The following is a 25,935-nucleotide window of genomic DNA, read 5'->3' as shown; positions in this document are numbered from 1 at the left end:
ACCTTAGCGAACTTTTAAGGTAGCTAAGCCAACCAATACCAAAACGATTGATATGATCCAGAATCGAACGATAACACGTGGTTCAGGCCAACCTTTTAATTCATAGTGGTGGTGGATAGGTGCCATACGGAAAATTCGTTGACCGCGCAGCTTATATGAGCCGACTTGTAAAATAACCGATAAGGTTTCCATTACAAATACACCGCCCATGATCACCAAAACAAACTCCTGACGAACAAGCACTGCAATGGTACCTAGTGCACCACCAAGGGCAAGTGAGCCGACATCCCCCATGAAAACTTGCGCTGGGTATGTATTAAACCAAAGGAAGCCAAGTCCTGCCCCCACAATAGCGGTACACACCACCACCAGCTCTGAAGCATAAGGCACATAAGGAATATGCAAATATTCCGCGAAGTTCACGTTACCCGTTGCCCATGCGATTCCTGCAAAACCTGCAGAAACCAGCACTGTTGGCATAATCGCCAGCCCATCAAGGCCATCCGTAAGGTTAACTGCGTTACTGGTACCGACGATCACAAAGTAAGTCAGAACGATATACATCAATCCAAGTTGAGGCATCACTTCTTTAAAGAATGGAACCACTAACTGCGTTGCAGATGTATCTTTACCATGCGCGTACAAAGCAAAGGCTACAACGAGCGCGATCGCTGACTGCCAAAAATATTTCCATCGAGCAATCAAGCCATCTGTGTTTTTACGCACGACTTTACGGTAGTCGTCCACAAAGCCAACGGCACCGTAACCAGTGAGGACAAACAGAACAGCCCACACATAAGGGTTGGATAAATCTGTCCAAAGCAATATGGTAATAATGATCGATGCGAGGATCATGATCCCTCCCATCGTCGGCGTGCCTCGTTTGCTAAAATGCGATTCAGGGCCTTCGTTACGTACAACCTGACCGATTTGTAGCATTTGCAGACGCTTTATTAGACGAGGCCCCATCCAAAGAGAAAGTCCCAAAGCCGTCAAGACACTGACTATCGCTCGAAAAGACAAGTATTCGAATAAGCGAAAAAAAGAAAAGTATGGCTGTAGCAGCTCTGCAAGCCAAATGATCATGAATACATCTCCTTCAAAGCAGCAGCAACTTTACTCATACCGGCACTATTTGCACCTTTCACTAATAAAGTATTGGGCTCAATCCCTGGTTTTAACTGCTGCTTTATATAATCAATCATGCTGTCGTGAGTAGAAAAATGCATGCCGTGACATTCCGTGCTAATTGCTTTCGCATCCTCGCCGAAGGTCAAGACATACTCAAAATTAAATGGGGCTGCATGTTCTCCGACTTGACGGTGAAGTGCAAGACTTTCCTCACCCAACTCTGCCATATTTCCGAGAATAAGCCAGCGAGAGCCTTTAAAACCCGCGAGTAGATCAACTGCGGCCTTCATAGCCGGAACGCTCGCGTTATAGCTATCATCAATCAGTTTAATATTCGACTTAAGCTGTTCAACTTCCACTCGACCTTTCACTTTCACAAGATTCGCAAGGCCATGTTGGATCATAGGAAGCGTCGCTCCCAACTCAAGAGCAAGAGCCGCTGCAGCTAAGGCATTAGCAACATTATGCTGACCAACAATACTGAGCTGAATATTGGTATCCCCCTCAGGAGTATGCATCGTGAAATTGGCCTCTCCAATCTCATTTAACACAATGTGGCTAGCGTAAAAATCCGCTGTATTATTGGTTGAGGAAAAGGTTTTAACTGTCTTATCCGCTAACACTGAACACCAGTGTTCGCCGCCTTGACTATCTAAATTGACGATCGCCACTGCGCCAGCTTTCAAACCTTGGTAGATTTCACCTTTTGCTTGCTTAACGCCATCGATTGACCCAAATCCTTCCAAATGTGCTGCCGCCACATTATTGACCAATGCGACATCCGGTTTAACTAATTGAGTGGTGTAAGCAATTTCTCCGATGTGGTTTGCCCCTAGTTCAATAACTGCATATTCATCTTCAGGAGCAGAACGTAAAAGCGTTAACGGCACACCAATATCATTATTGAAATTTCCAGCAGTAAAAAGAACTTGGCCTTTTGCCGCCATAATACTAGCAACCATTTCTTTTACGGTTGTTTTACCGCAACTACCTGTTATCGCAACGGTTGGCGTATTACATTGGCTATGTACGTATGCAGCTAACTGCCCTAATGCCAACTTGCTATCTGCCACGACAACCTGCGATGTTGTGAAGGGTAAAGCTCTTTCCACTAACAAGGCACTTGCATGTGCCTCAACGGCTTGAATGGCAAAATCGTGCGCGTCAAAGCGTTCACCTTTCAGAGCAACAAATAATGCGCCAGCGGCAATCGTGCGCGTGTCTGTTGAAACAGCAATGATCTTCTGGTCATCACCAACAAGCTCACCATCCACGACCTTTGCAATTTCGCTTAATTGAAGAGAAATCATTGACCTAACCCCAACAGTTGTTGTGCCGATTCACGATCTGAATAGTGGATCGTTTCATGCGCCATAACTTGATAATCCTCGTGCCCTTTTCCAGCTAACAAGATGATGTCTTCAGCACTCGCATGTGCTAGCGCGAAGCGTAATGCGTCATAGCGACCATGCTCAACGGTTGCTCGCTCTGGCTCACGCAACCCTGAAAGCATATCTTGAATAATGGCTTGTGGAGATTCACTGCGAGGGTTGTCATCCGTAAGAATAACTTCATCACCGAGACGTTCTGCAATTTCCGCCATCATAGGCCGCTTACCGGTATCACGATCACCACCACAACCAAAGATAGTCCAAAGCTTTCCTTGGCAATGCACGCGCAACGCCATCAACGCTTTTTCTAATGCGTCCGGGGTATGAGCATAATCAACAACGACTTTGGCTTTCTCTTTTGTTTGGAAAAGCTCCATGCGTCCTAAAACAGGTTTTAGATATGGGGCGCTCTCCGTCAGTGCTTGTTTGCTAAAACCAAGCTGAAGTAGTGTTGCGAAGGCAAGCAATACATTACAGGCATTAAACTCACCAATAAGCGGTACTTGCATTTGTCCTTGACCACAGAGGCCGTCAAAACAAAGATCAATCCCAGCATCACTATAATGCACTTGAGTTGCCCAAATTCCTGTTTCTTTAGGAGTGAGAGAAACGGCCGTCACGTTTGGCAGCTTTTCAGCCCAACTAGCACCAATCGAGTCATCAATGTTGATCACGGCATGCTGACAATGATGTTCACTAAATAGTAGAAACTTGGCATCAGCATAATCTTCCATGGTGCCATGGTAATCCAAATGATCTCGGCTTAAATTAGTAAAGACTCCGACTTTAAACGGCACGGCTTTTACACGACCTTGAACTAAGCCATGAGAAGAAACCTCTAATGCCGTGTACTGAGCCCCTTGCTTTTCAAGCTCGTGAAGTGTGCGCATAACTTCAACAGCATTACCTGTCGTATTGGCCGCAGGTTTTAGCTCGTTAAGAAAGCCATTTCCAGTTGTCCCCATTACTGCCGCACGGCGGTGAAGCAACTCAAGCCATTGAGCAATAAGTTGAGTGATGGTGGTTTTACCATTTGTCCCTGTCACACCGATAAGCTGGTTGGATATGAGCGGATAACGCTTAGCGGCAAGGGTTGAAAGAAGCGTGTTCAGTTCTTGAATATAGATAACTGGGGTGCCATGTAACTCCGTAATATGACCGTGCGGCTGTAACTCGCAGGCTTCAGCAATCACGGCATTTGCCCCAGCAGAGATAGCAGCATCGATATAATTTCGACCATCAACAACGTGGCCTTTGACGGCTACAAATGTATCCCCTTGCGTGACCTTTCGGCTATCTAATTCAAGATGGGTAATGATTAAATCAGCGTATGGCTGTTTACTGACATCAACCCATGTTGAAAGCAGTGAAGCCAGTGTCAATTCCTTGAACATCAATGTTCTCGCTTATTCTTCTTTAAATCGATTTTCATCCGGGGCAATATTTAAAATTTGCAATGTCCCCTTCATTATCTCAGCAAATACCGGTCCCGCTACCGAACCACCGTAATAGAGATCACCCTGTGGCTCATTCACAATCACAACCAGTGCAACTCGTGGATCGCTAACCGGTGCCAAGCCAGCTGTAACCGCCACATATTCATCACTATAACCACCTGCACTCGCCTTTCTCGACGTACCTGTTTTGGCGGCAATACGATAACCCGGTACTGCGGCTTTGGTGGCTGTACCACCAGGCTGAGTTACCGTTTCAAGCATGTTTAAGACTTTGCGGGCATTATCTTTATCAATAACCTGTCGAGATAAATCTTGCTGATTGTTATCTATGATGTGGATTGGCTGATATTTACCATAATTGCCCAAAGTTGCATATGCATGAGCAAGTTGAAGAGGTGTTATAGAAATGCCGTAGCCAAAGGCTAAGGTAGCAATTTCAAATTTAGACCAACGGCGGCGGTTCGGGAAAATACCTGCAGTTTCACCAATCAGGTTCAAGCCAGAGATCTCCCCAAGACCAACAGAGCTATACATCCCAAGCAACGCTTCTAATGGCATGCTGAGTGCTAGTTTCGCCACACCAATATTACTGGATTTTTGTAGGATTTTAGCAAGGCTTGCTTTGCCCGCTCTTGAGGTATCTCGAACGCGGCTACCACCAATTTGCATGATGCCATTGCCAGTATCAATAATGGTATTTTCATCAGCTACACCATTTTCAAGTGCTGCTAATACAACAAACGGTTTGACGGTAGAACCCGGCTCTAAGGCATCAGTAATAACACGGTTGCGCATTTTTGCCGATTGTAGATCAGAGCGATTATTAGGGTTGTAAGATGGCGCATTGACCATCGCAAGAACGGCTCCAGTTTTTACATCCAGAATAACAGCTGAGCCCGATGTTGCACGGTAATCGGCAACAGCTTGCTTAATAGCTCTAAAAGCAATGGCTTGTAAGCGCTGATCGATCGTCAGTTGCAGTGGTTTTCCTTCTTCTCGCTCTTCAAGCGAAATATTCTCAACCACTCGGCCGTAACGGTCTTTTCGGATGATCCGCTTACCCGCCTCACCAGTTAGCCATTTATCATAACTACGCTCAACCCCTTCAAGGCCATGTCCATCAATACCTGTCACCCCTACTAAGTGGGCACTAACTTCACCGGCTGGATAGTAACGACGAGATTCCGCTTTGAGGCCTATGCCCGCGAGTTTTAACTCTCGAATATAATTTGCCATCGCTGGACTGACTTGACGCTGTAAGTAGATAAATCGACGTGTTTTATTTCTTTCAATTTTAGTGATCAAGCTTTGGCGTTTAAGACCTAAAACATCAGCGAGTGCATACCAACGATCTCGATCATCTAAACCACCTTGCTTAAAAATGGTTGCAGGGTCTGCCCATACCGCTTGAACTGGAACACTAACCGCTAAAGGCTCATCATTTCGATCAGAGATAATACCGCGAGCTGAATGTAATGTTTTGGCACGGACCGAACGCATATCGCCTTGTTTAATAAGGTTATCTGGTTCGATGATTTGTATGTAGGCAATGCGCCCAACTAACAATGCAAAGGCGCAGAAAACAAAAGACAGGACGACATAAATACGCCAGTTTATAACAACAGGAGACGTTGCTTCTGGCTTAGGTGTTGTTTTTTTCGGAGTAACTTTTTTTGAGCTCATTGCAGGTTTATAACAACTTCTTTATCTGAGTCAGGACGCTTCATTTCAAGATCTTGCTTGGCGACGGCTTGTACACGGCTATGTTCCGCAAGGGCCGTCTCTTCTAACAATAGATTTCGCCACTCATTATCTAAACGCTCGCGCTCTATCAAAGCCTGATCTTTTTCAGAGATCGCTTGTCTAGAATGGTGAGTTGTAAATACAACCCCCATTGCGGTAGCAAAAATTAATACCAATAAAATAAGGGGGACGCGACCTGTCGATATCAGATCCCGTGCCACTAACTTAGCTAAATTAGGCGTCTGCTCACTCATATAAGTTAAAGTTTTTCAGCGATGCGAAGAACCGAACTACGAGAGCGCGTGTTCATCTCAATCTCTTGTTTTGAAGGTTTAATAGCTTTACTCACTGCTTTTAGGTTTGCACTACCTAACGCTTTGATCTGCGCTTCAGTCATCGGAATGCCATGAGGAACTTCTGGTCCTTTGCTTTCCTTTCTAATGAATCGCTTCACCATACGATCTTCTAGTGAGTGGAAACTGATCACGGACAAACGTCCTTGCGGAGCAAGAATACTAGCCGCTCCTTTTAATGCAGTATCAATTTCTTCGAGTTCACTGTTGATGTAAATACGAAAAGCCTGAAAAGCACGAGTGGCGGGGTGTTTCTTTTCTTTGAAACTCTTAGGCGCAGCATCTGAGATCAGCTTCGCCAATTGGCCTGTACGAGTTAATGGCTCATTTTCTTCATTTTCACGATAAGCCACAATTGCCTTTGCTATTCGACGGGCATGTTTGTCTTCACCAAACTCACGAATAACCCATGTAATGTCATCAAGGTCGGCTTCAGCTAACCATTGAGAAACCGATATCCCCGACGTTGGATCCATACGCATATCAAGAGGGCCGTCTTTCATGAAGCTAAAGCCTCGCTCCGCATCATCTAGTTGAGGAGAGGAAACACCTAGGTCTAGCAATACCCCATCAACTTTACCAGCAATACCATGCTGCGTCGCATACTCAGCCATTCCTGAAAATGGACCGTGTATAATGGTGAAACGTGGATCTTCAATCTTTTTGGCTTCAGCGATCGCTTGTGGATCACGATCGATACTAAATAAGCGCCCCTCTTCGCCTAATTGAGAAAGAATTGTTCGGCTGTGCCCTCCGCGTCCAAAGGTGCCATCAATATAGATGCCGTCTGGTTTAATCGCTAAACCTTCAATAGATTCGTGAAGTAAAACAGAAATGTGTTTGAATGCGTCGGTCATGGTCTTCTCATTTACTATCGCAGTGTTGCGTCTGATGTCCAGTGTACTCATTTGGCAACTTATCGTCACCTTGTCCCATCAGGAACACGTGATATTGCGCTAAGTTTATTGCTTGTAAAATAATTTACGTCAACTAAAAGCAAAAAACCCATCATAACGATGTTGTTACGATGGGTTTTAAATAGGGGGAGTTGACCTGTAAGCCGGGTTCTGTACCGTTTGCACGGTGGTAGCCATTCGTCTAGGCCAGCAATCGCTCACTGGCTCAAGCAACCTACCCGCTTCTCCAACGCGAGCCACGCTATGCGGAAGCCTATTTGGTCTTGCTCCGGGTGGAGTTTACCTTGCTACGAACTGTTGCCAGTCGCACGGTGCGCTCTTACCGCACCCTTTCACCCTTACCTGTTCCCTTACGGGCCATCGGCGGTCTTCTCTCTGCTGCACTTGTCGTAGGCTTTCGCCCCCCAGGCGTTACCTGGCACCCTGCTCTATGGAGCCCGGACTTTCCTCCCCTCCATCAGTCTCCCCTAACACAAGGTTAAAGGACATCAATGAAGCAGCGACTACCCAGTCAACTCCGGAGGCGGATTGTATAGAGTTATCCCATTAGAGTCCAGAGAGATCACATAGATAATGAAACGAATGCACTAATTGATGTTTTTTTATTCACAATTGCCACAAAACTCAATCTTATCTATCTATAAAGCGATTCAATCTAGATGCTCTAGTCCCCATTTGTACAAGGCATTTTTCTTCAGGTTATAGATCTCTGCGGCCAAGGCTGCAGCCTTTTTCAGAGGCAGTTCTTTGGTCAATATCGCTAAAGTACGGGTTGCCTCATCAGGCAAGGTGTCCTCAACAGATTCACGGAAACCATGAACCAAAAGAACCATCTCACCTTTTTGTTGGTTATCATCCGACTTGACCCACTCAATAAGTTCACCAAGTGGTAGACCTTGTATGGTTTCAAATGTTTTGGTCAGCTCTCTCGCTAATACAACTTCCCGCTCTGGGCCAAGAATATCCAGCATGTCTTCGAGTGAATCAATAATGCGATGCGGTGATTCGTAAAAAATACACGTCCGTGCTGCTTTTGAGATTTCTAGAAACTTGTCTTTGCGCCCTTTGCTTTTCGGTGGTAAGAATCCCTCAAAGCTAAAGCGATCTGATGGTAACCCAGATGCACTTAAAGCCGTAACGACAGCGCAAGCCCCAGGAAGTGGCACAACTTTGACGCCTGCCTGACGACATTTTGTGACCAAATGGTAACCTGGATCGCTAATAAGAGGAGTGCCAGCATCAGAAACAAGCGCGATGGATTGGCCTTCCAGCAATTTATCCACCAATACTTGCGCCTTTTGTTGTTCATTATGATCATGTAAGGCATAAGTTTTGGTTTGAATACTGAAGTGAGACAATAACTTACCAGTGTGGCGCGTATCCTCAGCAGCAATGAGATCGACTCCAGACAGTACCTCTATCGCACGTTGGGTAATATCACCCAAATTGCCGATTGGGGTCGGCACAATGTAGAGAGTTGGGATCTCTGCTGGCAATGTTTTGTTATCTGTCATTTGTTTACCATCACTTCAACGATTAATATAGACACAATCTTACACGGAATTACTAAAATACTCATGGCTAACAAAAACCATAAGCGGCTCAGTGTAACACGCATTCTGACGCCTGTTGCACTTGCGGTGACTTTAGCGGCGTGTTCGTCTAAACCTTCAGCACCGACATCAGTGGACATTACCCTTGATCCATCTCAATCAACCCAAAGCTATCTCATGCGAGCGGATGCTTCTCAAGGCAGCTTACAAAATGATTGGTTGATCATGGCATTAAAATCAGCCATTGCGGAGAATGATGACGTACAAGCTCAGTTATTGTTGAAACGTCTTGCCCGTCAACCTCTGTCTGAACCACAGCAAGCGGAATGGCAGCTGGCGCGAGCACAGCTTTTGGTAAATCAATCAGACTATTCAGACGCCTTGTCAGGGCTAAACTTCAACTCTGGATGGATGCTGGAAGACGAACAGTGGCGTGATTACCACAATCTACGAGCCAAGCTGTTTGCAAAAAAAGGGGATTACTTTGAAGCCAGCCGTGAACTGATCGCTCTATCTTCATATTTAGCCTCTTCACAGCAAAATTATGTAGCTCAAGATGTTTGGGCAAATTTAAACCGTTACTCCGCTAATGAAATTACACACTTCTCAGCACAACCAGAAGAAGCAGTTCTAGACGGTTGGTTACAGCTTACAACTTACGTTAAGACGATGTCGAACAACATCCCTCAACTTAAGAATACGCTGGAAAAATGGTTAGCCGAAAATCCAAATCATCCTGCAGCACTATACACACCAAAATCACTGCAAAACATTCTTTCACTAGAAATAACAAAACCAGTGAACACAGCGTTGCTGTTACCGCTCACAGGTAAGTTTGCTAAGCAAGCTCAGCTTATTCGTGATGGTTTTATTCTTGAAATGATGAACGATGAGCAACGTGACCCAAGTGCAACACTTACGGTTGTCGATACCAATACGATCACAGTGGAAGAGTTAGAGCGTACACTGCTTGAAAAAAATATCGATTTCATCGTTGGACCACTTATCAAAGATGATGTTGAGAAGCTTCAAGCAGCACAAGATAAGTTCGCTCAACCAGTACCAATGCTGGCGTTAAACATCCCTGACGAAATCGAAAACGGCACCAGCACTTGTTATTTAGCGCTATCACCAGAACAAGAAGTTGAACAAGCAGCCAAACATTTGTATGAACAAGGCTACAAATATCCTCTGATCCTCGCACCGAAAGGACACCTAGGTGAACGTGTCGTTTCTGCTTTTAATCGAGAGTGGCAACAACATAGCGAGAATAAAGTTGCAGTGACTCTATTTAGTGATAAACGCCAACTACAACGTAATATTAACTCCGCATTTGGCCTACAAGGCAGTCAGCAACACATTGCGCAAATGGAATCTTTATTAGGTATTTCGTTGGAAACACAGCCACGTAGCCGCCGTGATGTAGATGCCGTTTATATTGTTGCAAGCAGCGCAGAATTGACCTTAATTAAGCCGTTTATCGAAGTGGCTATTAATCCAGATACAGCACCACCTAAGCTGTTTTCTAACTCACGTAGTAACAATGGTCGTCATCAGTACGAAGATTTATCCGGTGTTGTTTACAGCGATATCCCTCTGCTTATCCATCCTGAAGAGCAACTGAAAAAACAGATGGATGAAATGTGGCCAAATGAATCCAATTCACAAAAACGCTTACAAGCGTTAGGTATGGATGCGTATCTAATGATGGAACAATTACCTCAAATGAAAGTCGTGGATGGTTACACTGTCAAAGGCCGAACCGGGGTATTGAGCATCAATGAACAATGTGTTGTTGAACGTGAAATCGATTGGGCGGAGCACAGTGCTCAATAACCGCCGCAAGGTAGGCCAACATTATGAAACCGCAGCAGAGAAGTACTTACTCAGTTGCGGTCTCGCGTTAATTGAGAGAAACTTCAATACCAAAGGTGGTGAGTTGGATCTGATAATGAAACAAGGTTCAACTATCATCTTTGTTGAAGTACGATACCGAAAAAATCAATCATATGGGCACGCGGCTGAAACAGTGACCGCGAGTAAAGCAAAAAAACTAATCCATGCGGCCAACATATGGTTAATGAAAAATAACCTCTCAGTCTATTCAACCGACTTTCGGTTTGATCTTGTCGCCATTCACTCACAGGGGCAACAAATTGACTGGATTAAGAACGCGATCACTCAAGGATAACCGATGCTAGATAGCATTAAAGACAGTTTTACCGAAAGTATTCAAATCCAAATTGCCGCTGCTGAAGCATTACCAGATGCAATCACACACGCCGCTCAAGCTATGGTTGCTAGCTTGCTTAACGGTAATAAAATTCTGTGTTGTGGTAATGGTGGCTCATCATCTAATGCTCAACTTTTCGTTTCTTGTTTACTAAACCGATTTGAAACCGAAAGACCAAGCTTGCCTGCTATGGCACTAACTTCTGACAACACCACTTTGACCGCTGTAGCAAATGACTATCACTATCAGGAAATTTTTTCCAAACAAGTACGTGCATTTGGCCAGCCAGGCGACATTCTTTTAGCCATCTCAACCAGTGGTAACAGCAAAAACATCATTAAGGCGATGGAAGCAGCAGTTACCCGCGATATGACAATCATTGCATTTACAGGTAAAGATGGCGGCGAAATGGCTGGATTACTTGGTGAAAATGACGTTGAAATTCGTATTCCGTCTCACAGAACGGCGAGAATTCACGAAGTTCATATGGTGACACTGCATTGCTTATGCGATCTTATTGACCAAGTATTATTCCCTGCTCACGAAGAGTAATTCAATGAATTCCATAAAAGCCTTATTCTTAACTCTCACACTACTTGCGACTTCTGGATGCGCAGGCTTATTTGTCGCAGGAGCCGCGACAACTGCAGCGATCGTAATTGATACTCGTAGCACTCAAGAAATATGGCAAGATAACAATATTGAATTTGAAGTCGCAGGCATTACAAATAAAGCACCTTATCGTGGAAAGGTTCGTGTCATTGCCAGTTCATACAAAGGAACAGTTGTGCTAATGGGACAAGCACAAACACAGGAGTTATTGGAACAATTTGAACATCAAGCCAGTAAAGTCAAAGGCGTGCATGAAATCTTTAATCAAGTAAAAATCAAAGCTCCACTATCGGTTGGTGAGATCAGCCACGACAGTTGGATCACGACAAAAGTGAAATCAGCCTTACTTACCGATTCAGCATTAACTGGCGTTAAAATAAAGGTGATCACTGAAGATAATGAGGTATTCCTCTTAGGCTATGTCTCACATGCTCACGCAGATAAAGCCGCAGAAATCGCACGTAATATTTCTGGTGTAAAACGGGTGATTAAAGCTTTCCAGTACGGAGACTAAATACCTTTTCAATACAGATATAAAAAAGCAGCGCCTAGACGCTGCTTTTTTTATTTAACAACCCTTAAACTTGGGCGACCTTTGGGTCTTGGTGGTTCATCATCAGGGAATACACCCTCTTCCACTTCGCTATCTTCTTCTGATGCCAAAGACAGAGATGACGAGTCAGTCTCATCAAGAAACTCTTCCGCTTGCTCATCCACCATGTATGCATCTTCTGCTTCAAACATAGTTCCTGCACCGTTTTCACGAGCATAAATAGCCTGAACAGCATAGAGAGGAACAATCACAGAATGAGGCTTACCACTGAAACGAGCATTAAATGTAATCGCTTCATTACCTAACTCCAAATTACCCACAGCACGAGGAGCAATATTTAGAATGATCTGACCATCCTGCACAAATTCCATTGGTACTCTGACACCAGGTAATGTGGCAGCGACAACCAAGTGAGGTGTCAGATCATTATCCACGAGCCAATCATAAAATGCGCGAAGCATATATGGGCGTCGTGGTGTCATCTCAGTAATATCCATTAACGAACCAGACGCATTTCACGCTCGGCTTCAGTCAATGAAGCTAAGAAAGAATCACGTTCAAATACACGATTCATGTATATCTTCAGCTCTTTAGAGCCTGGGCCAACCAAATCGATACCTAACACAGGTAAACGCCACAATAGTGGAGCTAGGTAACAATCGATCAAGCTAAACTCTTCACTCATGAAGTATTCGTACTCAGCAAATACAGGAGCAAGTGTTAATAAGTCATTACGTAACTTATTACGTGCATTTTCTGCTTCTTCAGCAGTACCACTGATCACTTTTGCAGCCAGTGAATACCAGTTACGTTCGATGCGATAAATCATCAAGCGGCTGTTACCACGAGCAACTGGGTATACAGGCATCAACGGTGGATGCGGAAAACGCTCATCCAAATATTCCATGATGATCTTTGAATCGTAAAGCGCTAACTCACGGTCAACTAGAGTCGGTACTGATTTGTATGGGTTCAATTCTACAAGCTCAGTTGGAAGATTAGCTTCGTCAACTAACTCAACCTCAACACTTACACCCTTCTCAGCCAGAACAATACGTACCTGATGGCTATACATATCAGACGCACTAGAAAATAGAGTCATCACAGAACGTTTATTGGCAGCTACAGCCATGGAGCCCTCCAGCACACTTACAGATATAAAAAAACAATGGAGGCTAAGCCTCCATTGTAAACAATAAAATTTGGAAATTAGCACAGCATGATAGCACAATTAGTGCACATCACGCCAATACTCTTTCTTAAGAAGCACAACTACAATGGTGAAGATAATAAGGAAGCCCATTACCCACCATCCAAGAGCATGTCGTTCCAACTTCACGGGGTCACCAGAATACTCAAGGAAGTTAACGAGATCTCGCACTGCATCATCGTATTCCTCGTTATTTAGCTCACCTGTACCATCAGACTCAACACCAACCACTTTTTGCACTTCCTTACCATCTACGACTTCTGATGCGTAAATTGGTTTAGGTATACCTTGTAGCTCTTCTAATACATGGGGCATACCAACACTTGGGAATACGATGTTATTTACGCCAAATGGACGGCTTGGATCCTCATAAAAAGAACGCAAATATGTGTATAGCCAGTCAGTACCACGAACTCGAGCAACCAAAGTCAAATCAGGTGGTGGAGCACCAAACCACTTCGCTGCAGAATCCTCAGGAATTGAATTTTCCATTAAGTCACCGACTTTTGCTTCAGGATCAAAGATTAAATTATCCTTCAACAACTCCACCGGAATACCAATATCACGAGCAACACGCTCATAGCGTTGATACTGAGCCGAATGGCAACCGAAGCAGTAGTTCATAAACAGTTTCGCACCGTTTTGCAGTGACGCTTGATCACTCAAGTCGTTGTTTGCTTTATCAAGTGGTACGTTCGCACCCGCTGCCATTGCCAATGAAGGCAGCATTGCAAATAAAATTACAATCCATTTTTTCATTTGAATGTCACCCTTTCTGGTAGAGGCTTAGTCGCTTCGTTCTTACTGTAGAAATACAGCAGCACGAAGAACATGAAGTAAGCTAAGCTGAAGATCTGAGCTAGCAGCGTGTATGTTGGTGTTGCTGGAAGCGCACCAAGGATACCCAATGCAATAAAGCTGATCGTGAATTGGATGATATTGAATAAATGGAACTTACTGCGGTAGCGATAAGAACGTACGCGGCAACGATCTAACCAAGGAAGCACAAACAGAACCGCAATCGATGCCCCCATCGCAATAACACCGAGTAGCTTGTCTGGAACCGCACGAAGGATCGCGTAGAACGGAGTGAAGTACCAAACAGGAGCAATGTGCTCAGGTGTTTTTAGAGGGTTTGCCGCTTCAAAGTTAGGTGGCTCAAGGAAGTAACCGCCCATCTCTGGGTTGAAGAACAACACGTAGCAGAAGAAGAATAAGAAACCCGCTATACCAACCATATCTTTCACCGTACCGTAAGGATGGAAAGGAATCGAGTCGATAATATCGTACTTCTTCGTGTAGTAGTCGTGGAACTTAAACTGTGTCTTGTGATCGTTGCCCATCGTGCCTTTTGGCAGTTTAGTTTCGATACCGTCAGGGTTGTTTGAACCTACTTCGTGCAGCGCTAGTACGTGCAAAACGATAAGCAGCAGAAGTACGATTGGTAGTGCGATAACGTGTAGAGCAAAGAAACGGTTAAGCGTCGCACCAGAGATAACGTAGTCACCACGAATCCATAATGTTAGATCATCACCAATAACAGGGATAGCACCGAAGAGAGAGATGATTACCTGAGCCCCCCAGTAAGACATTTGCCCCCATGGAAGTAGGTAACCCATGAATGCTTCTGCCATCAGCACCAAGAAGATCAACATACCGAAGATCCATAGTAACTCACGAGGCTTCTGGTACGAGCCATAGATAAGACCACGGAACATGTGCAGATAAACAACAACAAAGAAAGCTGAAGCACCAGTAGAATGCATGTAACGCAGTAACCAACCGTATTCAACATCACGCATGATGTATTCGATTGAAGCGAATGCACCATCACCCGATGGTACGTAGTTCATTGTTAACCAAATACCCGTTAGGATCTGGTTCACCAACACAAGCATCGCTAGCGAGCCAAATAAATACCAAAAGTTAAAGTTCTTTGGCATCGGATACTCAGAGAGGTGCTTCTTATACGCGTTCATTGCGGGTATGCGTTTTTCTACCCAATCCAGTAGAGCTTGCATTATGCTTCCCCTCCTTCATCAACACCGATAAGGATTTTGGTATCGCTTAGGTACATGTGCTTAGGTACCACAAGGTTTAATGGCGCTGGAACACCTTGAAATACACGACCAGCCATATCAAACTTCGAACCATGACATGGACAGAAGAAACCTGATTTAACACCTTGAACTTGCTCGCTAAAACTGTCTGGCAAATAAGTTGGTGAACAACCAAGGTGAGTACAAATACCTACTGCTACAAAATATTCAGGTTTAATAGAACGGTAAGCATTCTGAGCGTAATCTGGTTGTTGGGCTTCACCAGATTCAGGATCACGAAGCTGTCCGTCGATCGCTGTTAAGCCATCAACCACAGATTGAGCGCGACGAACCACCCATACAGGTTTACCACGCCACTCAACACGTACCATTTGCCCCTCTTCAAGTTTACCTACTTCAACTTCAACAGGAGCACCTGCAGCTTTCGCTTTTTCACTTGGGTTCCAAGATTTAATAAAAGGAACGGCAACCGCAGCTGCTCCCAAACCACCAACAACAGCTGTTGTAGCAGTTAAGAAACGTCTGCGACCGTTATTTAAAGGCGCATTGCTCATCCAAACATTCTCCCACTTGCTCCTTGGGGATATCAGGCTCTTTGACCCGGTTATTTCCCTTTAAGAGCATGGCTAACAAAATACGAATTTAGTTGTATTTATTTGATTGGAAATGATAAATAAAACCCTACTTTTTGACAAGATAAAGCTACCTTTTTGTAACATTTGTGAATGCAATTCGCTTGTGAAGTCACAAAAGGAACAAATCTGATATTAATATGCTGAGATTCTCAGGAATGAAGGGATTTGATTTGGAGCAAAAAACAAAAAGCCTGGCAAGAAGCCAGGCTTTGATAGCGTAATCCAGTACATCTGGAACGTATAATTCTTCCGAAGAAAAATTAACGTTTAGAGAACTGTGGACGACGACGTGCTTTACGTAGACCAACTTTCTTACGTTCAACGCAACGAGCGTCACGAGTAACGTAACCAGCTGCACGTAGAGTAGGACGTAGAGACTCATCGTATTCCATTAGAGCACGAGTGATACCGTGACGGATAGCACCTGCTTGACCTGAAATACCGCCACCTTTAACAGTAACGTATAGGTCTAGTTTTTCAGTTAGTTCAACTAGCTCAAGAGGCTGTTTAACAACCATGCGAGAAGTTGGACGACCGAAGTACTCATCAAGGCTACGCTTGTTGATTACGATGTTGCCGCTGCCTGGTTTAATGAAAACACGTGCAGCTGAGCTTTTGCGACGGCCAGTGCCGTAGTATTGATTCTCTGCCATTTTCGAAATCCCCGATTAGATGTCTAGTACTTGTGGTTGTTGAGCAACATGGTTGTGCTCAGCGCCAGCGTAAACTTTCAGCTTACGGTACATAGCACGGCCTAGAGGACCACGTGGTAGCATACCTTTAACCGCTAGTTCAAGAGCCATTTCAGGCTTACGATCGATCAGCTTTTCAAAAGTGATTGATTTTAGGCCGCCTGGGAACTCAGAGTGACGGTAGTACACTTTGTTCTTAGCTTTGTTGCCAGTTACAGCAACTTTCTCAGCATTGATAACGATGATGTAATCACCAGTGTCAACGTGAGGAGTGTATTCAGCTTTGTGTTTGCCACGTAGGCGAGATGCAATTTCACTTGCTAGACGGCCAAGAGTTTTACCTTCAGCGTCTACAACGTACCAGTCGCGTTTTACAGTTTCTGGTTTAGCAACGAAAGTTTTCATGCTAATAATAACCCGTTAATTTAAATTTACACTTAAGGAGCATAGCTCCCACTGACTAAGAGCCCAGTCATCACCCCTTCGAGTGGTTGGCACTCTCGACCCTAAATTCCTGTAGAATTCGGTCTGCAGTAACGGTGGGTCGCAGGATTATAGAGAAGTCAGCTGAAAAAATCACCTCTTTTTCCGCGAAAATATCATTTTTTTTCTTTGTACCGTTTTAGCTTAAATTTCGTACTAACTTAAATGCTCTTTTGCCAAATAATCATGACTTTGCATTTCTATTAAACGCGACTGACAACGCTTAAATTCAAATTCTAATTGACCAGAGCTGTATAACGCTTCTAATGCAACTTCTGCCGAAATGATTAACTTTACGTTTCGCTCATAAAATTCATCAACCAGTGCTATAAAGCGGCGCGCAGCATCGTCAATGCTATGATTCATATGCAAAACATCCGCTAATAGCACCGTATGATAGAGGCGAGAAATTTCAATATAATCATTTTGACTCCTCGCACTTTGGCACAGCTGAGCAAAGCTGGCATGTAACACACCATTAGATGCCGCTATCACAGGAACAGTTCGATGATTGATTTCGATTTCACACTGAATGTCTTTGTGTTCACCGACTAACTGCTCATAGTATCGAGTTAGGTTTTCACTTGCGGCGCGATCGAGAGGGAAATGATAGATCTCTGCTTGCTCTAACGTTCGTAATCGATAGTCAACCCCACTATCTACATTCAAAATCTCACAGTTTTCTTCAATTAACTGAATAGCGGGTAAAAAGCGCGCGCGCTGTAAGCCATTGCGATAAAGATCTTGTGGAGGAATATTCGAGGTTGCCACCAAAATAACATCTCGAGCAAAGAGCTCTTGGAATAAATTCCCTAAAATCATTGCATCGGTGATATCCGATACGAAAAACTCGTCAAAGCAGATAATGTCTGTTTCAGTTTTAAATTTATCTGCCACTGACTTTAAGGGATCACTGATTTCGCCTAAAGCACCTAATTCGTCATGCACGCGGTGCATGAAGCGGTGGAAATGAACTCGCATTTTGCGATTTCCTGGTAGCGTTTCGTAAAACGTGTCCATTAAATATGTTTTTCCACGCCCCACGCCCCCCCAAAAATAGAGCCCTTTAGGTGGAGGCGGGAGTTCTTGAGGCTTGCTCCATAAACGAGACCAAAACCCGGTATTAACCTCTGATTTAGGTGTATTTTGAAAATCTATCAGATTCAAATAAAGTTGATTTAACGCCTTAATCGCTTGTAGTTGCGCGTCGTCTTTTTGAAAACCGTGTTCTTTCAAGTCAAAATGATATTTTTCTATCGGCGTCATTGGTATACAACCTATTAGGAATATAAGAGGAGTAAAGAGCAGCAAATAAAGCGCATTCATTTCCCTTTATTGACTCAGTTTGTCATAGTACCATGTCCATCGAACATGTGTAACCACTCGGTAAAAAACATGTTAAATAACAATGATAAGGAGCAAATATGCCTTGGATTTACGCCGTAATAGGTTTGTTAGTTGGCGCAGTTTTAGGAATTATCATCGCGCGAATCACGACCCCAGGATACAAGAAGCAAAAAAGCGTCCAAAAAGAACTGGACAAAGCAAAATTTGAATTGGAACAGCAAAAACAAGATCTTGCGGATCACTTTGCGCAAACCGCAGAAATGCTGGACTCTCTAGGTAAAGAATACACAAAAATTTACCAACATATGGCAAAAACATCTGCAGAATTGCTGCCTAATGTTCCAGATCAAGACAATCCATTTAACAAAAAAATTGCGGAACATAGCGAAGAAAAAGTTGAACACGAAGTTAATTCGAAAATAGAAGAAGCGCCAAAAGACTACGCTTCTGGTGCGACAGGCTTACTTAAAGAGCCAGAAAAAGAAACATTGAGCTCGGAAGACGCCGTCACCGCCAAAGCATCATAAAGCAATTTTGTATAATAGATGAACTTTGCAAAGGTTTTTAAGTCATAACTCTCAGCAGTACCTTGTGAATTCTTATTTCTCAAACAAATACAGAATCAGAAGGTCTTGAATAACATAGGAGTTATCAGATGAAAAAACCTTTGCTTGCTTTAACCGTCTTATCATTAAGCTTAAGTTCAATCATCACCCCCATACCAGCCTCAGCCGCATTACCGCTAGCCGTTAACGGTGAACAGCTTCCTAGCTTAGCGCCAATGCTAGAACGGGTAACACCCGCCGTTGTCAGTATTGCTGTTGAAGGTACTCAAGTTTCCAAGCAACGCATTCCTGAGCAATTCCGCTTTTTCTTTGGTCCCGAGTTTCCAGCCGAACAAATCCAAGAGCGCCCTTTCCGTGGTCTCGGCTCTGGCGTCATTATTAATGCAAACAAAGGCCATGTCGTCACCAACTACCATGTAATAAATGGTGCAGAGAAAATCCGAGTGAAGCTGCATGACGGACGGGAATATGATGCAGAGCTTATCGGTGGCGATCAGCAATCTGATATCGCCTTACTTAAGTTAGAAAAAGCAAAAAATCTGACTGAAATAAAGATTTCCGATTCAGATAAACTGCGCGTCGGTGATTTTAGTGTTGCCATCGGTAATCCATTTGGTCTTGGGCAAACCGTTACCTCTGGTATTGTTTCAGCATTAGGTCGTAGCGGACTTAACGTAGAAAACCTTGAAAACTTCATCCAAACAGATGCCGCGATTAACAGTGGTAACTCTGGAGGAGCTTTAGTGAACCTAAATGGTGAGCTTATCGGTATAAACACGGCGATTCTTGGCCCAAATGGCGGAAACGTTGGTATTGGTTTTGCTATCCCATCAAATATGATGAAGAACTTAACGGAGCAAATTCTCGAGTTTGGCGAAGTGAAACGCGGCATGCTAGGGGTTCAAGGCGGAGAAATCACCTCTGAATTGGCCGAAGCGCTCGGTTATGAATCGAGTAAAGGCGCTTTTGTCAGCCAAGTGGTGCCAGAAAGTGCAGCCGATAAAGCAGGTCTAAAAGCTGGTGACATTATTGTATCAATCAATAACAAGAGTATTGATACTTTTGGTGAACTGCGAGCAAAAGTTGCCACCTTAGGCGCCGGTAAGAAAATCACTTTAGGGGTGGTTCGGGATGGCAAGAAACAAACCTTCAATGTCACCTTAGGCGAACAATCTGATGTGAAAACAACAGCAGATAAACTGCATGACGGATTGGCAGGCGCGGAGCTAACCAATACGATTGCTAATGACCCGATCTCTGGCGTGAAAGTAACGTCTGTTACCAAAGGTTCTCCTGCAGAAGCATACCAACTACAAGCCGATGACATTATTATTGGTGTTAACCGTCACCGAGTGAAAAACCTTGCGGAATTCAGAAAGATTCTAGATAAAAAACCGGGGGTGCTTGCATTGAATATTCAACGCGGCGATCGCACTATTTATCTAGTTGTTCGATAAAATAACGTGATATTGACTTTAAAGGACAGTGCTCCACCGCACTGTCCTTTTATTATTTTTTCATCTAATGCTATTCTTCATCATTCACGAGTTTTCTATCCGGAGTTGAAGAAGGTATGATCCCATTTTTGCTAAGATCTGTCGGTTTAGGTTTAGCAACGGCTGCACTTCTTTTGTTGTTAGTGCCCTCTTTACGCTCAAATGTACTACCAGATCAAGCTCAAAGCACCGGAATCGATATCAACTCCCAACAAATTTCGTTTAATCAAGCAGTGCGTAGAGCTGCGCCCGCAGTAGTCAACATCTATAGCCGGAAATACACCGAAAACAATAGAACACAACTTTCAACTCAAGGATTGGGGTCGGGCGTCATTGTCAGTGAAAAAGGCTATATCATCACCAATTACCATGTTGTAGCCAAAGCCGACCAAATCATTGTATTGCTTCAAGACGGCCGTGTTGCTGCCGCTCAATTAGTCGGTAAAGATCGACGAACAGATATCGCAATCCTTCGTATCGAAGGAACAAACCTACCAGTCATTCCACTCAATTCAGAATATTCACCAACCGTTGGTGACGTCGTACTTGCTATCGGTAACCCTTATAACCTAGGCCAAACTACAACGTTTGGTATCATCTCAGCGACTGGTCGCTCATCGATTAGTGCGGACGGACGCCAAGCCTTTATTCAAACCGATGCTGCAATTAATGAAGGCAACTCAGGTGGCGCTTTGGTCAATACTCGTGGTGAGCTGGTTGGTATTAACACCGCCTCTTTCCAGCAAGCGACTGAACTTGAGACGTATGGAATTTCTTTTGCAATCCCATATGCACTAGCAAACAAAATAATGCAGAAGATCATTGCTGACGGCCGTGTGATTCGTGGTTATATTGGAATTGATGGCCAAGATATTAACCAATTGACTGCTCGTCTCTTAGGCAATGACCATTTAGGCGGTATTATTGTGTTGGGAATTGATCCAAATGGACCTGCCGCAAAAGCAGGGTTTAAAGCACAAGACATCATTCTAAAAATTGGTGGTCAAAAGATAAATGGCAAACAAAGTGTGATGGATATCGTGACCGAATTGCGCCCTGGAACTCAGACCGATATTTTAATACTTCGGCAGGGAGAAGAGATGACGTTACAAGTCACCATCGCAGAAGACCCCAGAGATTAGTAAAAAAATCCCCTGCTTAGCAGGGGATTTTTTTACTTAGTCATTCAACGATTCTTGCTCTGAAGACTGTTCAAGCTCTATACGTGTCACCCTCTGTAAACCTCTTGGTAATAATCCACCTCTGCGTCCACGTTCACCACGGAAGTTTTCAAGATCAGACGGCTTAAGACCAAGCTTACGTTTACCCGCATACAAAGTTACCGAAGCACCTTGTGGTAAAGCTAACAAGTGAGAGACAAACTCTTCACGTTCTTTAGCTTTCGCTGCAGGGATATTGATGATCTTATTCCCTTTACCTTTGCCTAACTGTGGGAGGTCTTTGATTGGGAACAGCAACATACGGCCTTGATTAGTAATAGCTAAGATCTCATCGCTATCTAAATCACGAATCGCATAAGGCGTCATCACTTCAGAGTTTGCAGGCAGAGTCACCAATGCTTTACCGCTGCGGTTCTTCGATAACAAATCAGAACCTTTACATACAAAGCCGTAACCTGCATCAGAACCCACCAGCCACAGCTGCTCTTCTTCACCCATGATCACTTGGCGAATACTGCTGCCAGCAGTGATATTCAAGCGACCAGTAATTGGCTCCCCTTGGCTTCGCGCCGACGGCAATGAATGCGACTCAAGTGAGTAGCTGCGACCATCACTGCCAAAGAACACCGCTTGCTGATTACTCTTACCGCGAGCGTGCGCTAGGTATTTATCACCAGACTTGTAGCTTAAGCCTTCTGCATCTACATCGTGGCCTTTCGCGTGACGAATCCAGCCTTTCTCAGAAAGCACAACCGTAATTGGCTCACTTGGTATTAAGTCTCGTTCAGTCAGCGCTTTTGCTTCTGCACGTTCAACCATTGGAGAACGGCGGTCATCACCGTATTTTTCTGCGTCTGCTTTGATTTCTTTCTTCAGTAGTGTGTTCAGACGACGCTCAGAGCCTAGTAGCTGTTCTAGCTTCTCACGTTCTTTCTCTAGCTCATCTTGCTCACCACGGATCTTCATCTCTTCTAGTTTGGCTAGGTGACGAAGTTTGGTATCTAGAATTGCATCCGCTTGGATATCGGTAATACCAAAGCGTTCCATCAGCACAGCTTTTGGATCGTCTTCAGTACGAATGATCTCAATCACTTCATCTAGGTTTAGGTAAGCAACCAACAAACCTTCCAAGATGTGTAGACGAGCCATGACTTTGTCTAGGCGGTGTTGTAGACGGCGACGTACAGTCGTGCGACGGAACTCGATCCACTCAGACAGAATTTGAACCAGACCTTTAACTTGAGGACGGTTATCCAAACCAATCATGTTCAAGTTAACGCGGTAGCTGCGCTCAAGATCGGTTGAAGCGAACAAGTGGTTCATCAACAGATCGCAATCTACGCGATTTGACTTTGGAACCACAACGATACGCGTTGGGTTCTCGTGATCCGATTCATCGCGAAGGTCATCAACCATTGGCAGCTTCTTAGCGCGCATTTGGTTTGCGATTTGCTCAAGCAGTTTCGCACCTGATACTTGATGTGGCAAAGAAGTGATAACGATATCTGAGCCTTCTTTGTGCCATACCGCGCGCATCTTGATGCTGCCGCGACCGTTACGGTAAATCTTCTCGATATCCGCTTGCGGCGAAATGATTTCTGCTTCTGTCGGGTAGTCTGGGCCTTTAACGAACTGCATCACATCTGGCAGTTCCGCTTTCGGGTTGTCGATCAAATGGATGGTTGCATCCGCCACTTCACGAACGTTGTGAGGCGGGATATCTGTCGCCATACCAACCGCGATACCAGTAACACCGTTTAGCAGGATATGAGGCAGACGTGCTGGCAACATTTGTGGCTCTTTCATCGTGCCATCAAAGTTAGGTTGCCATTCAACCGTACCCTGACCTAATTCACCCAGCAGTACTTCGGCAAATTTAGACAGTTTTGCTTCGGTATAACGCATTGCCGCGAATGATTTAGGGTCATCTGGCGCACCCCAGTTACCCTGACCGTCAACCAATGGGTAACGGTAAGAGAATGGCTGCGCCATCAATACCATCGCTTCATAACACGCAGAATCACCGTGCGGGTGGTATTTACCCAACACGTCACCAACGGTACGTGCGGATTTTTTGTATTTTGCTGATGCCGAAAGACCAAGCTCCGACATTGCGTAAATGATGCGTCGTTGAACCGGTTTCAAACCATCGCCAATGTATGGCAATGCGCGGTCCATGATTACGTACATCGAGTAGTTCAGATAAGCGTCTTCGGTGAACTTGCGCATTGGCAACTGTTCAACGCCATCGTAAGTAATTTCTGTAGACATCCGTTAAACCTCTGCCATATCGCCGTTGTTTTGTAGCCAAGAACGACGATCATCTGCTCGTTTTTTGCCAAGCAGCATGTCCATCATTTCCATGGTCGCCGTTGAGTCATCGATGGTTAGCTGAACCAGACGACGCGTGTTTGGATCCATGGTCGTTTCGCGCAACTGAAGTGGGTTCATCTCACCCAGCCCTTTGAATCGTTGCACGTTGATTTTGGCTTTCTTCTTCGACAAGCGTTCTAGTACGCCATCTTTTTCGTCATCGTCTAGGGCATAGAATACTTCTTTGCCACAGTCGATACGGTACAGAGGCGGCATCGCGACGTAGATATGACCAGCTTCAACCAGCGCACGGAAGTGACGCGTGAATAGTGCACACAATAGCGTTGCGATGTGCAAACCGTCCGAGTCCGCATCGGCAAGGATACAGATCTTACCGTAACGAAGGCTGTCTAGGTTGTCGCTGTCTGGGTCGATACCCAAAGCAACTGAGATATCGTGCACTTCTTGAGATGCAAGCACTTGGTCTGCAGAGACTTCCCACGTGTTTAGGATCTTACCGCGCAGTGGCATCACCGCTTGGAATTCACGATCACGTGCTTGTTTAGCTGAACCGCCCGCCGAGTCACCCTCCACGAAGAAGATTTCGGTGCGGTTAAGGTCTTGTACAGAACAGTCTGTCAGTTTGCCTGGCAATGCAGGACCTGATGCGACCTTCTTACGCACAACCTTTTTGCTCGCGCGCATACGACGGTGGGCATTCGCGATACATACTTCAGCTAACTGCTCAGCCAGTTGTGGCTTTTCGTTCAACCATAGGCTGAATGCATCTTTTACTACACCAGAGACAAAGGCAGCCGTTTGACGAGAAGACAAACGCTCTTTGGTTTGACCAGCAAATTGTGGGTCTTGAATCTTAACTGACAGAACGTAAGAACAACGGTCGAAAACGTCATCACCCGTTAGCTTCACGCCACGAGGCAACAAGTTACGGAATTCACAGAACTCACGCATTGCATCGAGCAAGCCTTGGCGTAGACCGTTTACGTGCGTACCACCTTGTGCGGTTGGGATAAGGTTCACGTAACTTTCCGTGATCATCTCGCCGCCTTCTGGCTGCCAAATTACCGCCCAGTTTGCCGCTTCGGTTTCAGCTGAGAATTCACCAGTAAATGGTTCTTCAGGTAGAACTGGGTAACCTTTTACACCTTCCGCTAGATAGTCTTTAAGACCATCTTCGTAGTGCCATTTGTAGTCTTTATTGTTTACTTTATCGGTAAACGTAATCTCTAGACCCGGGCAAAGTACTGCTTTCGCACGTAGGTTATTCACCAAACGTGTTACCGAGAAGTTTGCAGAATCAAAGTACTTTGCATCTGGCCAGAAGTGTACGCTGGTACCACGGTTGCGACGGCCACATGTGCCCGTAACCGTTAGGTCAGAAACCTTATCACCGTGCTCAAAAGCAATCTCATACACTTGACCGTCACGACGAACGGTTACTTCAACACGCTTAGACAGCGCATTTACTACCGAAATACCTACACCGTGTAGACCACCAGAAAACTGGTAGTTTTTATTAGAAAATTTACCACCCGCATGAAGTTTACATAAAATCAGCTCAACGCCTGATACCTTCTCTTCAGGGTGAATATCGACAGGCATGCCACGGCCATCATCAATCACTTCTAATGATTGGTCTGCATGAAGAATTACTTGAACCTTTGTTGCATGTCCGGCTAGCGCTTCATCGACACTGTTATCGATAACCTCTTGGCCCAAGTGATTTGGGCGCGCTGTATCCGTATACATCCCTGGTCGGCGACGTACTGGCTCTAAACCATTAAGAACCTCAATGGCTCCAGCATTATATTGTTCAGTCATAATACGGAATATCGTTCTAGAAATTGAAACGGTTACTTTGCAGATGAATTATGAAGCTTATTATTATTTCGGCTAAAAATTTAACAAAAACGCTGCTTTTATCAGCGTTCTTGACTGCAATAGTCTAGGGGAAACATAGTCTGGAAGAGACATGTTCATGTCAAGTG

Annotated in this window: 24 protein-coding genes and 1 other RNA gene; 7 read left to right on the top strand and 18 right to left on the bottom strand. The window is 44.6% G+C overall.

The genetic code is table 11. The annotated features are described in order from the left end of the window. Window positions 1-3: 3 nt before the first annotated feature. The 8 genes from mraY to rsmI form a co-directional block, all read right to left on the bottom strand. Entirely contained in the window at window positions 4-1,086 is a 1,083-nt protein-coding gene (gene mraY / locus ACQEXU_RS04845; RefSeq protein ID WP_367987228.1) for a phospho-N-acetylmuramoyl-pentapeptide-transferase, read from the bottom strand. Continuing rightward, complete coding sequence (locus tag ACQEXU_RS04840) at window positions 1,083-2,441, bottom strand: UDP-N-acetylmuramoyl-tripeptide--D-alanyl-D-alanine ligase (protein WP_427009899.1); 1,359 nt, start codon at window positions 2,439-2,441, stop codon at window positions 1,083-1,085. Before ACQEXU_RS04840 ends, mraY begins: the two co-directional genes overlap by 4 nt. Beyond that, window positions 2,438-3,916 carry a UDP-N-acetylmuramoyl-L-alanyl-D-glutamate--2,6-diaminopimelate ligase gene (gene murE, locus ACQEXU_RS04835; protein ID WP_427009898.1) on the bottom strand — a complete coding sequence of 493 codons (1,479 nt, stop codon included), beginning with the start codon at window positions 3,914-3,916 and terminating at the stop codon, window positions 2,438-2,440. Before murE ends, ACQEXU_RS04840 begins: the two co-directional genes overlap by 4 nt. Before the next feature lie 12 nt (window positions 3,917-3,928). Next, a complete protein-coding gene (locus ACQEXU_RS04830) occupies window positions 3,929-5,662 on the bottom strand; it encodes a penicillin-binding transpeptidase domain-containing protein (RefSeq protein WP_427009897.1) in 1,734 nt (577 codons plus the stop codon). Next, the gene (gene ftsL, locus ACQEXU_RS04825) at window positions 5,659-5,976 is read right to left on the bottom strand and encodes a cell division protein FtsL (protein ID WP_427009896.1); all 318 of its coding nucleotides are present in this window, start codon (window positions 5,974-5,976) and stop codon (window positions 5,659-5,661) included. Before ftsL ends, ACQEXU_RS04830 begins: the two co-directional genes overlap by 4 nt. 5 nt (window positions 5,977-5,981) lie before the next feature. Beyond that, window positions 5,982-6,932, bottom strand: a complete 951-nt coding sequence (rsmH, locus tag ACQEXU_RS04820; protein WP_427009895.1) for a 16S rRNA (cytosine(1402)-N(4))-methyltransferase RsmH — start codon at window positions 6,930-6,932, stop codon at window positions 5,982-5,984. A gap of 183 nt (window positions 6,933-7,115) precedes the next feature. Beyond that, window positions 7,116-7,511, bottom strand: an RNA gene (gene rnpB, locus ACQEXU_RS04815) — RNase P RNA component class A. Between the two features lie 131 nt (window positions 7,512-7,642). Beyond that, window positions 7,643-8,506, bottom strand: coding sequence for a 16S rRNA (cytidine(1402)-2'-O)-methyltransferase (gene rsmI / locus ACQEXU_RS04810; RefSeq protein WP_427009894.1), 864 nt, complete (start codon window positions 8,504-8,506; stop codon window positions 7,643-7,645). A gap of 63 nt (window positions 8,507-8,569) precedes the next feature. On the opposite strand from rsmI, the gene ACQEXU_RS04805 reads away from it, so the two are divergent. The 4 genes from ACQEXU_RS04805 to ACQEXU_RS04790 are packed head-to-tail and all read left to right on the top strand — an operon-like array spanning window position 8,570 to window position 11,904. Next, window positions 8,570-10,381, top strand: a complete 1,812-nt coding sequence (locus ACQEXU_RS04805; RefSeq protein WP_427009893.1) for a penicillin-binding protein activator — start codon at window positions 8,570-8,572, stop codon at window positions 10,379-10,381. After that, window positions 10,326-10,736: a YraN family protein gene (locus ACQEXU_RS04800; RefSeq protein WP_427009892.1), complete on the top strand. Its 411-nt coding sequence runs from the start codon at window positions 10,326-10,328 to the stop codon at window positions 10,734-10,736. Before ACQEXU_RS04805 ends, ACQEXU_RS04800 begins: the two co-directional genes overlap by 56 nt. Before the next feature lie 3 nt (window positions 10,737-10,739). Continuing rightward, window positions 10,740-11,330, top strand: a complete 591-nt coding sequence (locus ACQEXU_RS04795) for a phosphoheptose isomerase (RefSeq protein ID WP_367987237.1) — start codon at window positions 10,740-10,742, stop codon at window positions 11,328-11,330. A 4-nt stretch (window positions 11,331-11,334) separates the two neighbouring features. Further along, complete coding sequence (locus ACQEXU_RS04790; RefSeq protein WP_367987238.1) at window positions 11,335-11,904, top strand: BON domain-containing protein; 570 nt, start codon at window positions 11,335-11,337, stop codon at window positions 11,902-11,904. Between the two features lie 50 nt (window positions 11,905-11,954). On the opposite strand, the gene sspB is transcribed toward ACQEXU_RS04790, so the two are convergent. The 8 genes from sspB to zapE form a co-directional block, all read right to left on the bottom strand. Continuing rightward, on the bottom strand, window positions 11,955-12,440 hold the full coding sequence (gene sspB, locus ACQEXU_RS04785; RefSeq protein ID WP_367987239.1) for a ClpXP protease specificity-enhancing factor: 486 nt from the start codon (window positions 12,438-12,440) through the stop codon (window positions 11,955-11,957). Further along, the gene (sspA, locus tag ACQEXU_RS04780; protein ID WP_367987240.1) at window positions 12,440-13,075 is read right to left on the bottom strand and encodes a stringent starvation protein SspA; all 636 of its coding nucleotides are present in this window, start codon (window positions 13,073-13,075) and stop codon (window positions 12,440-12,442) included. The genes sspB and sspA overlap by 1 nt, the downstream gene beginning before the upstream one ends. A 99-nt stretch (window positions 13,076-13,174) precedes the next feature. Beyond that, the gene (locus ACQEXU_RS04775) at window positions 13,175-13,912 is read right to left on the bottom strand and encodes a cytochrome c1 (RefSeq protein WP_427009891.1); all 738 of its coding nucleotides are present in this window, start codon (window positions 13,910-13,912) and stop codon (window positions 13,175-13,177) included. Next, the gene (locus tag ACQEXU_RS04770; protein WP_427009890.1) at window positions 13,909-15,174 is read right to left on the bottom strand and encodes a cytochrome b; all 1,266 of its coding nucleotides are present in this window, start codon (window positions 15,172-15,174) and stop codon (window positions 13,909-13,911) included. Before ACQEXU_RS04770 ends, ACQEXU_RS04775 begins: the two co-directional genes overlap by 4 nt. Then, entirely contained in the window at window positions 15,174-15,767 is a 594-nt protein-coding gene (petA, locus tag ACQEXU_RS04765; RefSeq protein WP_427009889.1) for a ubiquinol-cytochrome c reductase iron-sulfur subunit, read from the bottom strand. Before petA ends, ACQEXU_RS04770 begins: the two co-directional genes overlap by 1 nt. 341 nt (window positions 15,768-16,108) lie before the next feature. Next, window positions 16,109-16,501, bottom strand: a complete 393-nt coding sequence (rpsI, locus tag ACQEXU_RS04760) for a 30S ribosomal protein S9 (protein WP_005436094.1) — start codon at window positions 16,499-16,501, stop codon at window positions 16,109-16,111. Between the two features lie 15 nt (window positions 16,502-16,516). Next, the gene (gene rplM / locus ACQEXU_RS04755) at window positions 16,517-16,945 is read right to left on the bottom strand and encodes a 50S ribosomal protein L13 (RefSeq protein WP_005372872.1); all 429 of its coding nucleotides are present in this window, start codon (window positions 16,943-16,945) and stop codon (window positions 16,517-16,519) included. 234 nt (window positions 16,946-17,179) lie between these two features. Further along, entirely contained in the window at window positions 17,180-18,289 is a 1,110-nt protein-coding gene (zapE, locus tag ACQEXU_RS04750; protein WP_427009888.1) for a cell division protein ZapE, read from the bottom strand. A 158-nt stretch (window positions 18,290-18,447) separates the two neighbouring features. Here zapE and zapG point away from each other — a divergent pair, with 158 nt between their 5' ends. The 3 genes from zapG to degS all read left to right on the top strand — a co-directional run bounded on the left by zapG (window position 18,448) and on the right by degS (window position 21,574). Next, a complete protein-coding gene (zapG, locus tag ACQEXU_RS04745) occupies window positions 18,448-18,897 on the top strand; it encodes a Z-ring associated protein ZapG (protein ID WP_367987245.1) in 450 nt (149 codons plus the stop codon). A 128-nt stretch (window positions 18,898-19,025) separates the two neighbouring features. Then, window positions 19,026-20,393, top strand: a complete 1,368-nt coding sequence (locus tag ACQEXU_RS04740) for a Do family serine endopeptidase (protein WP_427009887.1) — start codon at window positions 19,026-19,028, stop codon at window positions 20,391-20,393. Between the two features lie 116 nt (window positions 20,394-20,509). After that, on the top strand, window positions 20,510-21,574 hold the full coding sequence (gene degS, locus ACQEXU_RS04735; protein WP_367987247.1) for an outer membrane-stress sensor serine endopeptidase DegS: 1,065 nt from the start codon (window positions 20,510-20,512) through the stop codon (window positions 21,572-21,574). A gap of 36 nt (window positions 21,575-21,610) precedes the next feature. On the opposite strand, the gene parC is transcribed toward degS, so the two are convergent. Continuing rightward, entirely contained in the window at window positions 21,611-23,884 is a 2,274-nt protein-coding gene (gene parC / locus ACQEXU_RS04730; protein ID WP_427009886.1) for a DNA topoisomerase IV subunit A, read from the bottom strand. Between the two features lie 3 nt (window positions 23,885-23,887). Continuing rightward, the gene (gene parE / locus ACQEXU_RS04725; RefSeq protein WP_427009885.1) at window positions 23,888-25,768 is read right to left on the bottom strand and encodes a DNA topoisomerase IV subunit B; all 1,881 of its coding nucleotides are present in this window, start codon (window positions 25,766-25,768) and stop codon (window positions 23,888-23,890) included. Window positions 25,769-25,935: the final 167 nt, after the last annotated feature.

Origin of the sequence: Vibrio sp. TRT 21S02, assembly GCF_050113675.1 — a bacterium.
In the GTDB taxonomy this organism is placed as follows: domain Bacteria; phylum Pseudomonadota; class Gammaproteobacteria; order Enterobacterales; family Vibrionaceae; genus Vibrio.
This window is presented reverse-complemented; position numbering and strand designations above follow the sequence as displayed.

What these genes read in the sequence shown, in the direction of transcription:
- mraY (WP_367987228.1), bottom strand. Translation starts at nt 1,086, where the DNA reads ATGATCATTTGGCTTGCAGAGCTGCTACAGCCATACTTTTCTTTTTTT.
- ACQEXU_RS04840 (WP_427009899.1), bottom strand. Translation starts at nt 2,441, where the DNA reads ATGATTTCTCTTCAATTAAGCGAAATTGCAAAGGTCGTGGATGGTGAG.
- murE (WP_427009898.1), bottom strand. Translation starts at nt 3,916, where the DNA reads ATGTTCAAGGAATTGACACTGGCTTCACTGCTTTCAACATGGGTTGAT.
- ACQEXU_RS04830 (WP_427009897.1), bottom strand. Translation starts at nt 5,662, where the DNA reads ATGAGCTCAAAAAAAGTTACTCCGAAAAAAACAACACCTAAGCCAGAA.
- ftsL (WP_427009896.1), bottom strand. Translation starts at nt 5,976, where the DNA reads ATGAGTGAGCAGACGCCTAATTTAGCTAAGTTAGTGGCACGGGATCTG.
- rsmH (WP_427009895.1), bottom strand. Translation starts at nt 6,932, where the DNA reads ATGACCGACGCATTCAAACACATTTCTGTTTTACTTCACGAATCTATT.
- rsmI (WP_427009894.1), bottom strand. Translation starts at nt 8,506, where the DNA reads ATGACAGATAACAAAACATTGCCAGCAGAGATCCCAACTCTCTACATT.
- ACQEXU_RS04805 (WP_427009893.1), top strand. Translation starts at nt 8,570, where the DNA reads ATGGCTAACAAAAACCATAAGCGGCTCAGTGTAACACGCATTCTGACG.
- ACQEXU_RS04800 (WP_427009892.1), top strand. Translation starts at nt 10,326, where the DNA reads ATGAACAATGTGTTGTTGAACGTGAAATCGATTGGGCGGAGCACAGTG.
- ACQEXU_RS04795 (WP_367987237.1), top strand. Translation starts at nt 10,740, where the DNA reads ATGCTAGATAGCATTAAAGACAGTTTTACCGAAAGTATTCAAATCCAA.
- ACQEXU_RS04790 (WP_367987238.1), top strand. Translation starts at nt 11,335, where the DNA reads ATGAATTCCATAAAAGCCTTATTCTTAACTCTCACACTACTTGCGACT.
- sspB (WP_367987239.1), bottom strand. Translation starts at nt 12,440, where the DNA reads ATGGATATTACTGAGATGACACCACGACGCCCATATATGCTTCGCGCA.
- sspA (WP_367987240.1), bottom strand. Translation starts at nt 13,075, where the DNA reads ATGGCTGTAGCTGCCAATAAACGTTCTGTGATGACTCTATTTTCTAGT.
- ACQEXU_RS04775 (WP_427009891.1), bottom strand. Translation starts at nt 13,912, where the DNA reads ATGAAAAAATGGATTGTAATTTTATTTGCAATGCTGCCTTCATTGGCA.
- ACQEXU_RS04770 (WP_427009890.1), bottom strand. Translation starts at nt 15,174, where the DNA reads ATGCAAGCTCTACTGGATTGGGTAGAAAAACGCATACCCGCAATGAAC.
- petA (WP_427009889.1), bottom strand. Translation starts at nt 15,767, where the DNA reads ATGAGCAATGCGCCTTTAAATAACGGTCGCAGACGTTTCTTAACTGCT.
- rpsI (WP_005436094.1), bottom strand. Translation starts at nt 16,501, where the DNA reads ATGGCAGAGAATCAATACTACGGCACTGGCCGTCGCAAAAGCTCAGCT.
- rplM (WP_005372872.1), bottom strand. Translation starts at nt 16,945, where the DNA reads ATGAAAACTTTCGTTGCTAAACCAGAAACTGTAAAACGCGACTGGTAC.
- zapE (WP_427009888.1), bottom strand. Translation starts at nt 18,289, where the DNA reads ATGACGCCGATAGAAAAATATCATTTTGACTTGAAAGAACACGGTTTT.
- zapG (WP_367987245.1), top strand. Translation starts at nt 18,448, where the DNA reads ATGCCTTGGATTTACGCCGTAATAGGTTTGTTAGTTGGCGCAGTTTTA.
- ACQEXU_RS04740 (WP_427009887.1), top strand. Translation starts at nt 19,026, where the DNA reads ATGAAAAAACCTTTGCTTGCTTTAACCGTCTTATCATTAAGCTTAAGT.
- degS (WP_367987247.1), top strand. Translation starts at nt 20,510, where the DNA reads ATGATCCCATTTTTGCTAAGATCTGTCGGTTTAGGTTTAGCAACGGCT.
- parC (WP_427009886.1), bottom strand. Translation starts at nt 23,884, where the DNA reads ATGTCTACAGAAATTACTTACGATGGCGTTGAACAGTTGCCAATGCGC.
- parE (WP_427009885.1), bottom strand. Translation starts at nt 25,768, where the DNA reads ATGACTGAACAATATAATGCTGGAGCCATTGAGGTTCTTAATGGTTTA.